General features: G+C 68.8%; 13 protein-coding genes and 1 pseudogene. 7 read left to right on the forward strand and 7 right to left on the reverse strand.

Annotated features, from left to right (window positions below; genetic code table 11):
- The 4 genes from NI18_RS10470 to NI18_RS10485 all read right to left on the reverse strand — a co-directional run.
- Positions 1-405, reverse strand: a 405-nt coding sequence (locus tag NI18_RS10470; protein WP_037529876.1) for an AAA family ATPase, incomplete at its 3' end; no start/stop codon positions are given.
- A 135-nt stretch (positions 406-540) separates the two neighbouring features.
- Positions 541-1,275 (reverse strand): thioredoxin domain-containing protein, encoded by a 735-nt coding sequence (locus tag NI18_RS10475; protein WP_037529878.1) that lies wholly within the window; start codon positions 1,273-1,275, stop codon positions 541-543.
- Complete coding sequence (locus tag NI18_RS22300) at positions 1,272-1,955, reverse strand: thioredoxin domain-containing protein (protein WP_128082185.1); 684 nt, start codon at positions 1,953-1,955, stop codon at positions 1,272-1,274. The genes NI18_RS10475 and NI18_RS22300 overlap by 4 nt, the downstream gene beginning before the upstream one ends.
- Entirely contained in the window at positions 1,956-2,564 is a 609-nt protein-coding gene (locus NI18_RS10485) for a DciA family protein (RefSeq protein ID WP_084215154.1), read from the reverse strand. It lies immediately after the preceding gene.
- 59 nt (positions 2,565-2,623) lie between these two features.
- Between NI18_RS10485 and NI18_RS10490 the strand changes: the two genes are divergently transcribed.
- The 3 genes and pseudogenes from NI18_RS10490 (at position 2,624) to nudC (ending at position 5,903) form a co-directional block, all read left to right on the forward strand.
- Complete coding sequence (locus NI18_RS10490) at positions 2,624-3,622, forward strand: A/G-specific adenine glycosylase (protein ID WP_084215155.1); 999 nt, start codon at positions 2,624-2,626, stop codon at positions 3,620-3,622.
- A gap of 196 nt (positions 3,623-3,818) precedes the next feature.
- A pseudogene (locus NI18_RS10495) lies at positions 3,819-4,733 on the forward strand (serine hydrolase domain-containing protein); the annotation flags it as partial.
- A gap of 285 nt (positions 4,734-5,018) precedes the next feature.
- Positions 5,019-5,903 (forward strand): NAD(+) diphosphatase, encoded by an 885-nt coding sequence (gene nudC, locus NI18_RS10500; protein ID WP_128082186.1) that lies wholly within the window; start codon positions 5,019-5,021, stop codon positions 5,901-5,903.
- A 1-nt stretch (position 5,904) separates the two neighbouring features.
- On the opposite strand, the gene NI18_RS10505 is transcribed toward nudC, so the two are convergent.
- A complete protein-coding gene (locus tag NI18_RS10505) occupies positions 5,905-6,807 on the reverse strand; it encodes a prephenate dehydratase (protein ID WP_037529881.1) in 903 nt (300 codons plus the stop codon).
- Positions 6,808-6,945: 138 nt separating this feature from the next.
- Between NI18_RS10505 and NI18_RS10510 the strand changes: the two genes are divergently transcribed.
- Positions 6,946-7,650: a cytochrome c family protein gene (locus NI18_RS10510; RefSeq protein ID WP_031396507.1), complete on the forward strand. Its 705-nt coding sequence runs from the start codon at positions 6,946-6,948 to the stop codon at positions 7,648-7,650.
- Between the two features lie 105 nt (positions 7,651-7,755).
- Here the strand turns inward: NI18_RS10510 and NI18_RS10515 are convergent, their stop codons facing one another.
- The gene (locus tag NI18_RS10515) at positions 7,756-8,640 is read right to left on the reverse strand and encodes a TIGR00730 family Rossman fold protein (RefSeq protein WP_031439794.1); all 885 of its coding nucleotides are present in this window, start codon (positions 8,638-8,640) and stop codon (positions 7,756-7,758) included.
- A gap of 46 nt (positions 8,641-8,686) precedes the next feature.
- Complete coding sequence (locus NI18_RS10520; RefSeq protein ID WP_037529882.1) at positions 8,687-9,352, reverse strand: extensin family protein; 666 nt, start codon at positions 9,350-9,352, stop codon at positions 8,687-8,689.
- 233 nt (positions 9,353-9,585) lie between these two features.
- Here NI18_RS10520 and NI18_RS10525 point away from each other — a divergent pair, with 233 nt between their 5' ends.
- The 3 genes from NI18_RS10525 to NI18_RS10535 form a co-directional block, all read left to right on the forward strand.
- Positions 9,586-10,740, forward strand: a complete 1,155-nt coding sequence (locus NI18_RS10525; RefSeq protein ID WP_037529883.1) for a phosphoserine transaminase — start codon at positions 9,586-9,588, stop codon at positions 10,738-10,740.
- Positions 10,741-10,943: 203 nt separating this feature from the next.
- Positions 10,944-12,521, forward strand: coding sequence for a phosphoglycerate dehydrogenase (gene serA, locus NI18_RS10530; RefSeq protein WP_037529884.1), 1,578 nt, complete (start codon positions 10,944-10,946; stop codon positions 12,519-12,521).
- 39 nt (positions 12,522-12,560) lie between these two features.
- On the forward strand, positions 12,561-12,981 hold a 421-nt coding region (locus NI18_RS10535), incomplete at its 3' end, for an ATP phosphoribosyltransferase regulatory subunit (RefSeq protein ID WP_037529887.1).

Below are 12,981 nucleotides of genomic sequence, written 5' to 3' on the forward strand. Positions count from 1 at the left end.
GGGGCTGTGCGCCCCGGTCGCGGCGTCGGCGAAGAGCAGCCCGACATCCTTCGCGCGGACGTCGCGGCCGTCGATCCGGTAGGCGGACCCTGCGCCGCGTTCGATCCGGCGGACGATCTCGCGTTCGTCGGCGCCGTCGGGGCCGGCGATCTCGGCGAGGATCGACACTTCGGCGAAATCGCGCGCGGGGCGGGTTGCGGTCCCTGCGAAGATCACGTCGTCCATGCCCGCGCCGCGCAGCGACTTGGCGCTGGCCTCGCCCATCGTCCAGCGCAGCGCCTCGAGCAGGTTCGACTTGCCGCAGCCATTGGGGCCGACCACGCCGGTCAGCCCGGGTTCGATCACGAGGTCGGCGGGTTCGACGAAGCTCTTGAACCCGGTGATGCGGAGGCGTTTGATCTGCATGGCGCGCGCTCTCCCTTCACGATTGGCGAGCGTAGCGCGCTCCTGCTCTCCCGCGAAGGCGGCAGCCCGGACTGGGTCCCCGCCTTCGCAGGGACACATTCCGGGCTGCCAAATGCCCGCCGGACGGGATGCGGCTTACGCGCCGGCGGCCTTCAGCGCCTTTTCCATCTCGCTCCACGACAGCACGTTCTCCATCTTCTTGCCGTTCAGCAGGAAGGTCGGCGTGCCGGTGACGGTGCCCGACTGCATCGCGCTTTCGGTCGGCTTGGCCATGATCTCGAGCTGCTTCTGGTCGGCGAGGCAGGCGCGCGCCTTGGCCTCGGGGATGCCGCGCTGCTTGACGAAGTCGATCGCCCCCATGTGCTCGGCGAGCTTGGTCGCGACCGCGGTCGGGGCGAGATTGGCGAGGCTCTGCTGCATCGCCGGGGGCATCGTCTGAAGCTTGTCGAGGAAGGCGTTCTGGTTCTGGTACATCTGCTCGAGGATCGGGAAGAACGGTGCGGTCCCGCCGCACTGGCCGAGCAGCGTCAGCGCGACGTCGGGCGCGCCGTGGACGAGGAAGTCGCGGAATTCGAAGCTGACCTTGCCGGTCGAGACGTAATTGTCGGTCAGCGGCTTGAACGCCTCGCGCGCGAACGCGCCGCAGGTCGGGCAGGAGCGCGCGCCATATTCGACCAGCTTGATCGGGGCATTGGGGTTGCCCATCAGATAGCCCTCGTCGGTTTTGACGACGGTCTCGGTCCAGTTCTGACCGGCGGGTGCGGCCGCCGCGGCGGCGGGGGCTGCGGCCTGGGTGGTGTTCGACGAGTCGCCCCCCGAACAGGCAGCGAGCGCGAGCGGCAGGGCGGCGATGGCAGTGACGAACTTCATGCGGGATACTCCAACGAAATTAGCGGGCGCCGGCAGTGCGCAGCGCGGGTTCGAGCTGGGCCCAGCCGCCATGCGGCATGACCTTGCCGTTGATGAAGAAGGACGCGTCGAATCGACCTCGGGCGGTGCCGCCGCGGTGATGGCGAGGATCCGGTCGATCTCCGCCGTATCCGCGAAGCACGCGTCGATCGCGGCGGCGGACAGCCGCGTGCCTTGACCAGATCGGTCAGCCCCGCGCCATCGGCATAGGCCTTGAGCTGCGCCGGCCGCGGATAGAGGTTGATGCGCGCGGCGTTGACCTGCTGGAACTCGATCCCCTTTTCGAGCCAGGCGGGCTGCGCCGCGAAGATCGCCGCCGATGTCGGGAAGAAGCCACGTGGCCCGGTGCAGCGTGCGAGCACCGCCGCGGCGAGATCGAGCCGGTCGCGGATCATGTGGCGGAATTCGAGGCTGGTCGATCCCGACGCAATCATCTTGCCCTTCAGCACCGCCTGCGACTGGGTCGAGAAATCGGCACAGTGCGAGCAGGTGTAGCTGGCATATTCGACGAGCTTGACCCGGGCTGCGGGGCTGCCGAGCACATAGGTACCGCTCGCCGTCCGGGTGACGGGCACGGGCTTCGGGGCGGGCACGGCCGCGGTGAGCAGCGCGAAACCGAACAACGCAAAGAACAGACGCATTCAGCTGATCCTGGGAAGGCCGCTCGTCGAGGCGACGCCGGCGGCGAGGGATTCGAGGACCGCACGCAGTTCGGGATCGGCGATGCCCTTCAGGCTCAGACCGAGATCGGCGGGGACGGTGCGGAGCGGGGGTGGCGCCGCCTTGACGCGCGGCTTCGCAACCTCGCCCTGGCGGATGGTGATGCGCGCGACCGCGGCGTAGCCGAAGAAGCGGTTCACGCGCTCGGTGATCTCGGGAATGACGTGCTGCATCATCGGCGCATGCGCGCCGCGCACGGTCAGGGTCAGAACGCCATCCTGTTTCTGTCCCATCGGGAAGCGGATCGATTCGGGCGTGCTGACACCGGAAAAGCGCTCGCCGACGATCTCGGGCCAGCGGCTGACGACCGAGGACTGGATGAAGCCGAAGCGCCGGAACGCCGCGCCGCCGATCGCGGGGAGCAGCTCGGCGACGGCGCGCGACCGGTTGGCGCGCGGCGCATCGGCGTCGACTTTGGGTTTGCGGGCAGCAGCTTTGCGGGCGGCGGTCTTGCGCGCGGGCGGAACGTCCGTCGTGCTGGCCGCGGTCGCGGACTTTTGTTCGGTGGTGATACCGGGCGGGTTGCTCATCGCGCCACCCATGCCATAGGCGGCGCGTGAACGCCAAGCGCTCTTCGGTCCCCGTGGCCCTGCTCGACTGGTATGACGCGCATCGTCGCGTGCTGCCGTGGCGCGCCCGGCCGGGCGAGACGGTCGATCCCTATCGCGTCTGGCTGTCGGAGGTGATGCTGCAGCAGACCACGGTCGCCGCGGTCACCCCGCGCTTCCTCGCCTGGACCGCGCGCTGGCCCGATTTTGCGAGCCTCGCCGCGGCGGACGATGCTGATGTGATGGCCGCCTGGGCGGGGCTCGGCTATTATGCCCGCGCGCGTAACCTGGTGAAGGCGGCCAAGGCTGTCGTCGCGGAGCATGATGGCGTGTTTCCGCGGACCGAGGCCGAGCTGCGCACGCTCCCCGGGCTCGGCGCCTATACCGCGGCGGCGGTGGCGGCGATCGCGTTCGGCGAGCGCGCGGTGGTGGTCGATGCCAATGTCGAGCGCGTCGTCGCGCGTCTGTTCGCGATCACGACGCCGCTCCCCGCCGCGCGCCCGGCGATCCGGGCGGCCGCGGACACGATCACGCCCGACATGCGAGCCGGCGATTTCGCGCAGGCGATGATGGATCTGGGATCGTCGATCTGCACGACGCGCAACCCCAAATGCCTGTTGTGCCCGCTCCGCCCCGACTGCGACGGCTTTGCGCAAGGCGAGCCCGAACGGCTGCCGGTCAAGGCGAAGAAGGCCGCCAAGCCGCAGCGTCACGGGACGATCTTCTGGCTCGAGCGCGACGGACAGGTGTTGCTGGTGCGCCGCCCCGATACCGGGCTGCTCGGCGGCATGCGCGCGCTGCCGACCGGGCCCTGGACCGACCAGCCGCCGGGGTTCGAGGCCGCGCCGGCACAGGCCGACTGGCAGATGCTCGACGACCGCGTCACGCATGGCTTCACGCATTTCGACCTCGAACTCGGTCTTGCGGTGGCGCGGGTGGAGGCGCATCAACCCGGCGAATGGTGGCCCGTCGAGACCCTGGATACCGCCGGGCTGCCGACCGTTTTCGCCAAGGCCGCCCAGGCTATACGGGCGCGATAGGGAGGCCTGCATGACGCGTGCACACTGGATTTCGACCGGCGTGATTGCCGCACTGGCGGCGACCGCAGCCCTGGGGCAGGCGCAGCGACAGGCCGCCCCCGGCACTATCGCCGTCACCGAACGCGCGGGCGATCCCGCACGCGCCGCCTTGCCGAGCGTCGAACGGCTGTTCGACGGCTATGTCCGCGACAACAAGATGCCCGGTGTCGTCGGCGCGTTCGGTCTGGGCGACCGGCCGACCCTGTTCCTGGCCAGCGGCAAAATCGGCGACGAGCCCGGGCGGCCGTTCGCCGACGCCGATTCGCTGTGGCGGGTCTATTCGATGACCAAGCCGATCACCGGGATGGCGGCGATGATGCTGGTCGAGGACGGTCGGCTGAACCTCGACGATCCGCTGAGCAAATACATCCCCGCGTTCAAGACGATGACGGTCGCGACCAACCCCGACACGTCGCTGGCGACGCGGCCCGCGACGACGCCGATCACGATCCGCATGCTGCTGACGCATACTGCGGGGCTCGGCTACAGCATCAATGTGAAGGGCCCGCTGCTCAAGGAATATGAGCAGCGTGGCGTGCTGCCGATGTCGGTCAATGCGCAGATGGAAACGCAGATGGCCAAGGTGCGCCCGACCTCGCTCGAGGACTTCGCCAACCGCGCCGCGACGCTGCCGCTGGTCGCCGAGCCGGGGACGAAGTGGAGCTATTCGATCGGGCTCGACGTGATGGGCCGGGTGATCGAAGTGGCGAGCGGGATGTCGTTCGAGCGGTTCCTGCAGACGCGGATGTTCGCGCCGCTCAAGATGAATTCGACCTTCTTCATGGTGCCACAGGACCAAGTGAAGCGGCTGGCGACCAACTATGCGTTCGTCGGTGATAACCGCACCCCGCTCGACCCTGCGGCGGCGTCGGTGTTCGCGGAGCGGCCGAGCTTTCCCTATGGCGGCGCGGGGCTGGTGATGTCGGCGCGCGATTATGACCGGTTCCTGCACATGCTGCAGGATGGCGGGACGCTGGGCGGCGTGCGGGTGATGAAGCCCGAGACGGTCGCGCTCGGCATGTCGAACCTGATGCCCAAGGGGGTGTCGTTCGGCGGGATCGGCACCGGGACCGGTGCGGCGACTGTAGGTAACGCAATGGGGGTTCGGCGCGGGTGGGTCGGTCTATCTGGCCGACGTGCCGGGCGGCGCGTCGAAGGGCACCTATGGCTGGGGCGGCGCGGCGGGGACGTTTGCCTGGGTCGACCCGGTCCGTCATGTCCGGAGCACGGTGATGGTCAATTATTTCCCCGGCGAGAAATGGCCGTTGCGGAAAGAGGTGGTCGGCGCGCTGGTCGCCGATGTCGCGCGAAGCGGATCCGCGGGGGGCGTGCGCCGATGAGCTTGACCGCGGATCTCATGCCCGATGTCGCACCGGGTTTTACCGGGGGGATGCTCGATCGCGCCGATGCTCTGCGCCACGATGCAGACGCTCTGGCGGCGGCGCAGGGCGACTGGCGGGCGCGGCTGCTCGCGCTCGACGGTCTGTTGCCCGCCGTGACGGGCGAGGGGCGGCTCGAATGGACGTCGATGGCGGACCTGCCCGACGATGCCGAGCCGATCCTGCTCGGGCTCGACGAGAGCGGGCGGCCGCATTTCACCGCGCTGCTGGCGGGCATGGGGGTCGACAACGCCCCGGCGATGCGCTCGCCCGCGCTGATGGCGGTGCTGGGCAGCCTCGCGCCGGGCGAGGCGGCGACCTATGCCGCGGCGCGCAGCGTGCTCGACTGGCATGTCCGGCACCGCTTCTGCGCGAAATGCGGGACCGCGACGGCGATGTTCCGCGCGGGCTGGGCGCGCAAATGCCCCAATTGCGCGACCGAGCATTTCCCCCGCGTCGATCCCGTCGTCATCATGATCGCCGAGCATGACGGCCGCGCGCTGCTCGGCCGCGGCAAGGGCTGGCCGCCGGGGCGCTATTCGGCGCTGGCGGGGTTTCTCGAGCCCGGCGAATCGATCGAGGAGGCGGTCGCGCGCGAGATTGCGGAGGAATCGGGCGTGCGCGTCGGCCGTGTCCGCTATGTCGCGAGCCAGCCCTGGCCCTTCCCCTCCTCGCTGATGATCGCGTGCGTCGCGGAGGCCGTGGACGATGCGATCACGCTCGACGTGAACGAGCTGGAGGATGCGATGTGGGTGCCGCGCGAGATGGTGCGCGCGGTGCTGCGCGGCGAGGAGGGGCCGTTCCTGCCGCCACCGCCCTATGCGATCGCGCACACGCTGCTGACCGTCTGGGCGAAGGGGTGACTCAGCCGCGCGTGCGCGCCTGGCGGTAGGTGCCGAGCACGCGGAGCCATTTCGAATGGAAGCCGAGTTCCTCTAGCGCGTGGTCGAGATTGGCGTCGCCCGGCTTGCCGACGACATCGGCGTAGAACTCGGTCGCGGCAAAGCTGCCGTTGCGCTGGTAGCTCTCAAGCTTGGTCATGTTGACGCCGTTGGTCGCGAAGCCGCCCATCGCCTTGTAGAGCGCGGCGGGGACGTTGCGGACCTCGAAGATCAGCGTCGTCATCCAGTCGCCGCCTGCCGGCTCCTGCGCCGCCGGTGGCTTGCCGCCGCGCGCGAGCGTGACGAAGCGGGTCGTGTTGTGATCGGCATCGGCAATGTCGGTCGCAAGCAGATCGAGCCCGTAGAGCGCGGCGGCGGCGGGTGGCGCGAGCGCGGCGATCGTCGGGTCGGCAAGCTCGGCGACCTTGGCCGCGGCGCCCGCGGTGTCGGGATAGCTGACCGGCTCGATCCCGTGCGCCTTGAGCCAGTGGCGACACTGGCCGAGCGCCTGCGGATGGCTCATCGCCTGGCGGATACCGTCGCGCGGACCGATCCCCATCAGCGCGTGGCGGATCGGCAGGAAATGCTCGCCCGTGATCACCAGCCCCGATTCCGGCAGCAGGAAATGGATATCGGCGACGCGACCGTGGAGCGAATTCTCGATCGGGATGATCGCACAGTCGGCGCGGCCGTCCTTCACCGCGTCGATCGCATCGGCGAAGTCGAAACAGGGCAGCGGCAGGCCGTCCGGAAATGCCTCGGTCGCCGCGACATGGCTGTTGGCGCCGGGCGCGCCCTGAAACGCGACCGCGCGCGCGGGCTCCGCCATCGCGGCTTGGGTCATCCGCGCGACGATCGGACGGGCGGGGGCGGCGAAGTTTTCCATCGTCACGGCGCGTAGCCAGCGGGCCGGATGCAATCAAGGGCGCGCGGCGCCCGCGCAAGACGGGGCGCAGCGTTTGCTTGCGGTGTCGGTCAGGCTTTTCTATGGCTGTCCTAAATCAAATAGGGGTGGGTGCGCTTTATGGACGACAGGACCAATACGATCGCCGGCTGGGTGCTCGCAGGTTGTGGTGCGGCGCTTGGGCTGTCGATCGTGGGGGGCATGTTGTTCCACGGCGAGCGCCCCGAGAAGATGGGCTATGCGATCGAGGGCGTCGTCGAGGAGGGTGCCGGCGGTGGCGCTGCCGAGGTGGCGATCGCGTCGCTGCTGCCGACCGCCGATGCTGCCAAGGGCGCCGAGGTCTTCAAGAAGTGCGCCGCGTGCCACACGATCAACCAGGGCGGCGCGAACGGGATCGGTCCGAACCTGTACGCGACGCTGGGCGAAGGGATCGCGCAGGGCAAGGGCGGCTATGCCTTCACCGACGCGCTGAAGGGCGTCGGCGGCAAGTGGGACTTCGACAAGATGAACGCGTGGCTGACCAGCCCGCGTAAGTTCGCGCCGGGCACCAAGATGACCTTTGCGGGATTGGGCAGTGCCGAGGACCGCGCGAACGTGATCCTGTATCTCAACCAGCAGGGGTCGAACCTGCCCTTGCCGGCAGCGCCTGCCGCCGGTGCAGAACCCGCCGCCGCTGGAGATCAGCCTGCGACCGCCAACGCCGCCGAGGCTGCGGTCGAGAATGGCGGCGATACCGCGGATATCGCGAACACCGGTACGGCGGCTTCGGGTGCGCCGTCGGTCGATCCGGAAGCCGCACGCAAGGGTGCGCGGACGGAGCAGTAATCGCGGCTCCCTCTCCTCAGTGAGGAGAGGGGCTGCTGCGGGGTGTGCGCTGTTTGGCAGCCCCTCACCCCGGCCCTCTCCCCCGAGGGGAGAGGGGGCAGAAGATCAGGCTTCCGCGGCTTCGGCCGCGGCACGCTCGCGGTAGAAGGACTGGACCGCGGCCCAGGCTTCATCGGCGGTCTCGACATAGCGGAAGATCGACAGGTCCTTCTCGCTGACCACGCCTTCCTCGACCAGCGCGTCGAAGTTCACCACGCGCTCCCAGAACTGGCGACCGAACAGCAGCACGGGGATCGGCTGGATCTTGCCCGTCTGGATCAGCGTCAGCAGTTCGAACAGCTCGTCGAACGTGCCGAACCCACCCGGGAACGCCGCCAGCGCGCGGGCGTGGAGCAGGAAGTGCATCTTGCGCAGCGCGAAATAGTGGAACTGCACCGACAGCGACGGGGTGACGTACGGGTTGGGGGCCTGCTCATGCGGCAGGACGATGTTCAGCCCGATCGATTCGGCGCCGACATCGGTCGCGCCGCGGTTCGCTGCTTCCATGATCGACGGGCCGCCGCCCGAGCACACCACGAACTGACGCCAGCCGCGCTCGTCGCGGGGCAGGACGCTGACCTTGGCGGCGAGCTCGCGCGCGACGTCGTAATATTTCGACTTCTCGACTAGCCGCTCGGCGATCTTCTTCGACTTCTCGTCGCTGGCGAGTTCGAGCAGCGCCTGTGCCTTGGCGGGCTCGGGAATGCGCGCCGAGCCGTAGAAGACGAAGGTCGAGGCGATCTTCGCTTCCTCGAGCACCAGTTCGGTCTTGAGCAGCTCGAGCTGGAAGCGCACCGGGCGAAGGTCTTCGCGGAGCAGGAAGTCCATGTCCTGGAAGGCGAGCCGGTAATGCGGATGCTGGGTCTGCGGCGTGGAAACGATCTCGCGGGCGGTTTCAGCGTCCTGGCTGGCGTTCGCGAAAACGCGTGAGGGAATGCGGGTATCTGTCATTTCGGCGGATTTAGTCGAAAGCCGTGCGCAGGGCTAGACCGGTGTACTAGTGGCAGAAATTCGCGCGATCGTCCTCGAGATGGAGGTGATTGCGGTGCGCGGCGTTATAGTCGGGGCTGAGCACCGTCCCGAACCGCTTGCAGGCCGAGGCGCGGATCGTCTGGAGGAACTGCCGCACCTGCGGGTCGGGCGACGACCAGTCGTTCAGGATGCTGATCCGTCGTCCGTCCTTCAGCACGAACCCGCCGATATCGACCGCGTTGGCGACCGCATGGCCCGAGCGGCGGCTCGCGTTGCGGGCCGAGCCGACCACGTTGCGGCACGCATAGCTGCCCATGCTGTCGATCCGCGCGAGTTCGCTGCCGAGCATCTGATAGGCGGCGGGGGCGACCGCGTTGCGCGTCCAGCCGATCAGCGCGCGCGCCGCGCCGCAGCGGACCGCGGTGAGGTTGGCGACCGGGACGCCGATATCGACCAGCTTGACGGTGCCCGCGAGCCCGCAGCCGGGACCGGTCTCGCGGTCGGGCAGGAGCTGGAACGAGACGTGGAGCTGGCGCAGGTCGGCGAGGCATTGCGCGGTCTCGCGGTTGCTCGGGACCGAGAGGTTGGGGCGGGTCTGTTGCGGCGCGGCGGGGCGATCGGCGCGGCCGCAGGCGGCAAGCGCGAGAATGGGCGCGAGCGCGAGCAGGACAGGGTAAAGGACGCGGTACATGGGGCCATCATCCCCGCGTGGCACCGGCTTGTCACGCGTTGCGGGGCGGCGTTGCGGCGAGTCGAGGCGTGGACGTGTGCGGCGCTGCCCTTCGACTTCGCTCGGGGCGAACGGGGGAGCGTGGCGACGGAAGCGCATGCGCGGACAAGGTTGACTCGCCGCGCCACGTCGTTAGGGCCGGCGACGGGCCACGCGGTCCCAACGCCGCGCGTGCTCTCTGTGAGGAGAGATACATGACTGATACGACCTACGCCACCGCCACAGGTGCGCCTGCGCTGCCTGCGACCAAGCCGGCACGCCCCTTTTTCTCCAGCGGTCCCTGCGCGAAGCCTCCGGGCTGGTCCGCGGACAAGCTCGCCACCGATTCGCTCGGCCGCTCGCATCGCTCGAAGATCGGCAAGACCCGCCTCCAGTACAGCATCGACCTGATGCGCGAACTGCTGAAGCTCCCCGATACGCACCGCATCGGCATCGTCCCCGGCTCCGACACCGGCGCGTACGAGATGGCGATGTGGACGATGCTGGGCGCCAAGCCCGTCACCGCGCTCGCCTGGGAAAGCTTCGGCGAGGGCTGGGTGACCGATGCGGTCAAGCAGCTCAAGATCGACCCGACCGTGGTGCGCGCCGATTACGGCCAGCTGCCCGATCTGGAATCGGTCGACTGGTCGAACGACGTGCTGTTCACCTGGAACGGCACCACCAGCGGCGTGCGCGTGCCCAACGCGGACTGGATCCCCGACGACCGCGAGGGCCTGTCGTTCGCCGACGCGACGTCGGGCGTGTTCGCCTATGACATCGACTGGACGAAGATCGATGTCGCGACCTTCTCGTGGCAGAAAGTGCTCGGCGGCGAGGGCGCACACGGCGTGCTGATCCTCGGCCCGCGCGCGGTCGAGCGGCTCGAGAGCTACACCCCCGCCTGGCCGTTGCCGAAGGTGTTCCGCCTCGTCTCGAAGGGCAAGCTCGCCGAGGGCGTGTTCAAGGGCGAGACGATCAACACGCCGTCGATGCTGGCCGTCGAGGATGCGATCTTCAGCCTCGAATGGGCGAAGTCGCTGGGTGAGGACGGGCTGATCGCGCGGTCCGACGCCAATGCCGCGGCTCTGGACAAGATCGTCGCGGAGCGCGACTGGCTCGGCCACCTCGCGGCCGATCCGGCGACGCGCTCGAAGACGAGCGTCTGCCTGACGGTCGAGGGTGCCGACGAGGCGATGATCAAGGCGATGGCCGCCGCGCTCGAAAAGGCCGGCGCGGCGTACGACGTCGCGGGCTACCGCGACGCGCCGCCGGGCCTGCGCATCTGGTGCGGCGCGACCGTCGACACCGCCGATATCGTCGCGCTCGGGCCGTGGCTCGACTGGGCCTACGCGACCGCCAAGGCTGCCTAAAACCCGCTACTGCCGCCCGTTTTTCCCACCGCCCTTTTCCGTCATCCCGCGAACGCCGGGACCCATGGACACGGAGCATCCGCTCACTAAGCGGACCGCAACCCTGGGCCCCGGCGTCCGCCGGGGTGACGGGACAGGGTGAGGACGGACTTTCAAAACCGAGCGCGCACCTCCGTTCCCCCGACATTCCCAGGAGCAATCCCATGCCAAAAGTCCTCATTTCCGACAAAATGGATCCCCGCGCCGCCCAGATCTTCCGCGAGCGCGGCGTCGAGGTCGACGAGATCACCGGCAAGACGCCCGCCGAACTGATGGCGATGATCGGCGAGTATGACGGTCTCGCGATCCGCAGCTCGACCAAGGTGACCAAGGAGATCCTCGAGCACGCGACCAACCTGAAGGTCGTCGGCCGCGCGGGTATCGGCGTCGATAACGTCGACATCCCCGCCGCCTCGGCGAAGGGCGTCGTCGTGATGAACACGCCGTTCGGCAACTCGATCACCACCGCCGAGCACGCGATCGCGCTGATGTTCGCGCTCGCCCGCCAGCTGCCCGAGGCCGATGCCTCGACGCAGGCCGGCAAGTGGGAGAAGAACCGCTTCATGGGTGTCGAGCTGACGTCGAAGACGCTCGGCCTGATCGGCGCGGGCAATATCGGCTCGATCGTCGCCGACCGCGCGCGTGGCCTCAAGATGAAGGTCGTCGCGTTCGATCCGTTCCTGACGCCCGAGCGCGCGATCGAGATCGGTGTCGAGAAGGTCACGCTCGACGAGCTGCTCGCACGTGCCGACTTCATCACGCTGCACACGCCGCTGACCGACCAGACGCGCAACATCCTCTCGGCCGAGGCGCTCGCCAAGACCAAGAAGGGCGTGCGGATCATCAACTGCGCGCGCGGCGGGCTGATCGACGAGGTTGCGCTGAAGGCGGCGCTCGATTCGGGCCAGGTCGGTGGCGCGGCGCTCGACGTGTTCGTCGAGGAGCCCGCCAAGGCTTCGCCCTTGTTCAACACGCCGAACTTCATCAGCACGCCGCATCTTGGCGCGTCGACGACCGAGGCGCAGGTCAATGTCGCGATCCAGGTCGCCGAGCAAATGGCCGATTTCCTGATGTCGGGCGGCGTCACCAACGCGCTCAACATGCCGTCGCTGTCGGCGGAGGAAGCGCCCAAGCAGAAGCCGTACATGGCGCTGGCAGAAAAGCTCGGCGCGCTGGTCGGGCAGCTGACGCATGGCGCGGTCACGCGGATCTCGGTGCATACCGAGGGCGCGGCGGCCGAGCTGAACCCCAAGCCGATCACCAGCGCGGTGCTGGCGGGCTATCTCCAGACGCAGACCGCCACCGTCAACATGGTCAATGCCCCCGTGCTGGCGCGCGAACGCGGGCTCGAAGTGCGTGAGGTGCGGACCGAGCGCGAGGCGGATTACCACACGCTGCTGCGCGTGTCGGTCAGGACCGAGGATGGCGAGCGCTCGGTCGCGGGCACGCTGTTCGGCGATTCGGCGCCGCGTCTGGTCGAACTGCTCGGCATCAAGATCGAGGCCGATCTGGCGGGGCCGATGCTCTATGTCGTCAACGAGGATGCGCCGGGGTTCATCGGTCGTCTCGGGACGGCGCTGGGCGAGGCAGGGGTCAATATTGGCACCTTCCATCTCGGCCGCCGCCAGGCGGGCGGCGAGGCCGTGCTGCTGCTGTCGGTCGATGAGGCGGTGACGCCGGAGCTGCTGACCAAGGTGCGCGCGCTGCCGGGGGTTAAGACTGCGATGGGTCTCAACTTCTAAGGCTCGCGAACGGGGGGCGAAGTGGTTAGAGGCACGCGCATGACTGCTTTGCTCCCCGAAGGTTTTCGCGACCGCCTGCCCCCCTTCGCCGATTCGGCAGCCGCGCTCGAAGCGCGTGTGCTCGAGGCTGCACGCCTGCACGGCTATGAGCGCGTCGATCCGCCGCTGGCCGAATTTGCCGACGGGCTAGAGATGCGGTTGAAGGCCGGCGGCCTGCACGATGCGGTGCGGTTTGTCGATCCGGTGTCGCAGCGTACGCTCGCGATCCGGCCCGACATCACCGCGCAGGTCGCGCGGATCGCGGCCACGCGGATGGGGCATCACCCGCGGCCGGTGCGGCTGAGCTATGCCGGCTCCGTGCTCAAGCTGCGCGCGTCGCAGCTCGCGCCCGCGCGCGAGACGCGGCAGATCGGTTGCGAGCTGATCGGGCTTGATTCGGTCGCCGCCGCGCAGGAGGTCG

The sequence above is a fragment of the Sphingomonas sp. Ant20 genome, assembly GCF_000783375.1.
GTDB lineage: Bacteria > Pseudomonadota > Alphaproteobacteria > Sphingomonadales > Sphingomonadaceae > Sphingomonas > Sphingomonas aerolata.

Excerpts from the sequence above, each read along its gene's own strand:
- NI18_RS10475 (WP_037529878.1), bottom strand. The coding sequence starts at position 1,275 with ATGAAGTTCGTCACTGCCATCGCCGCCCTGCCGCTCGCGCTCGCTGCC.
- NI18_RS10485 (WP_084215154.1), bottom strand. The coding sequence starts at position 2,564 with ATGAGCAACCCGCCCGGTATCACCACCGAACAAAAGTCCGCGACCGCG.
- nudC (WP_128082186.1), top strand. The coding sequence starts at position 5,019 with ATGCCCGATGTCGCACCGGGTTTTACCGGGGGGATGCTCGATCGCGCC.
- NI18_RS10525 (WP_037529883.1), top strand. The coding sequence starts at position 9,586 with ATGACTGATACGACCTACGCCACCGCCACAGGTGCGCCTGCGCTGCCT.
- NI18_RS22300 (WP_128082185.1), bottom strand. The coding sequence starts at position 1,955 with ATGCGTCTGTTCTTTGCGTTGTTCGGTTTCGCGCTGCTCACCGCGGCC.
- NI18_RS10515 (WP_031439794.1), bottom strand. The coding sequence starts at position 8,640 with ATGACAGATACCCGCATTCCCTCACGCGTTTTCGCGAACGCCAGCCAG.
- NI18_RS10505 (WP_037529881.1), bottom strand. The coding sequence starts at position 6,807 with ATGGAAAACTTCGCCGCCCCCGCCCGTCCGATCGTCGCGCGGATGACC.
- NI18_RS10510 (WP_031396507.1), top strand. The coding sequence starts at position 6,946 with ATGGACGACAGGACCAATACGATCGCCGGCTGGGTGCTCGCAGGTTGT.
- serA (WP_037529884.1), top strand. The coding sequence starts at position 10,944 with ATGCCAAAAGTCCTCATTTCCGACAAAATGGATCCCCGCGCCGCCCAG.
- NI18_RS10520 (WP_037529882.1), bottom strand. The coding sequence starts at position 9,352 with ATGTACCGCGTCCTTTACCCTGTCCTGCTCGCGCTCGCGCCCATTCTC.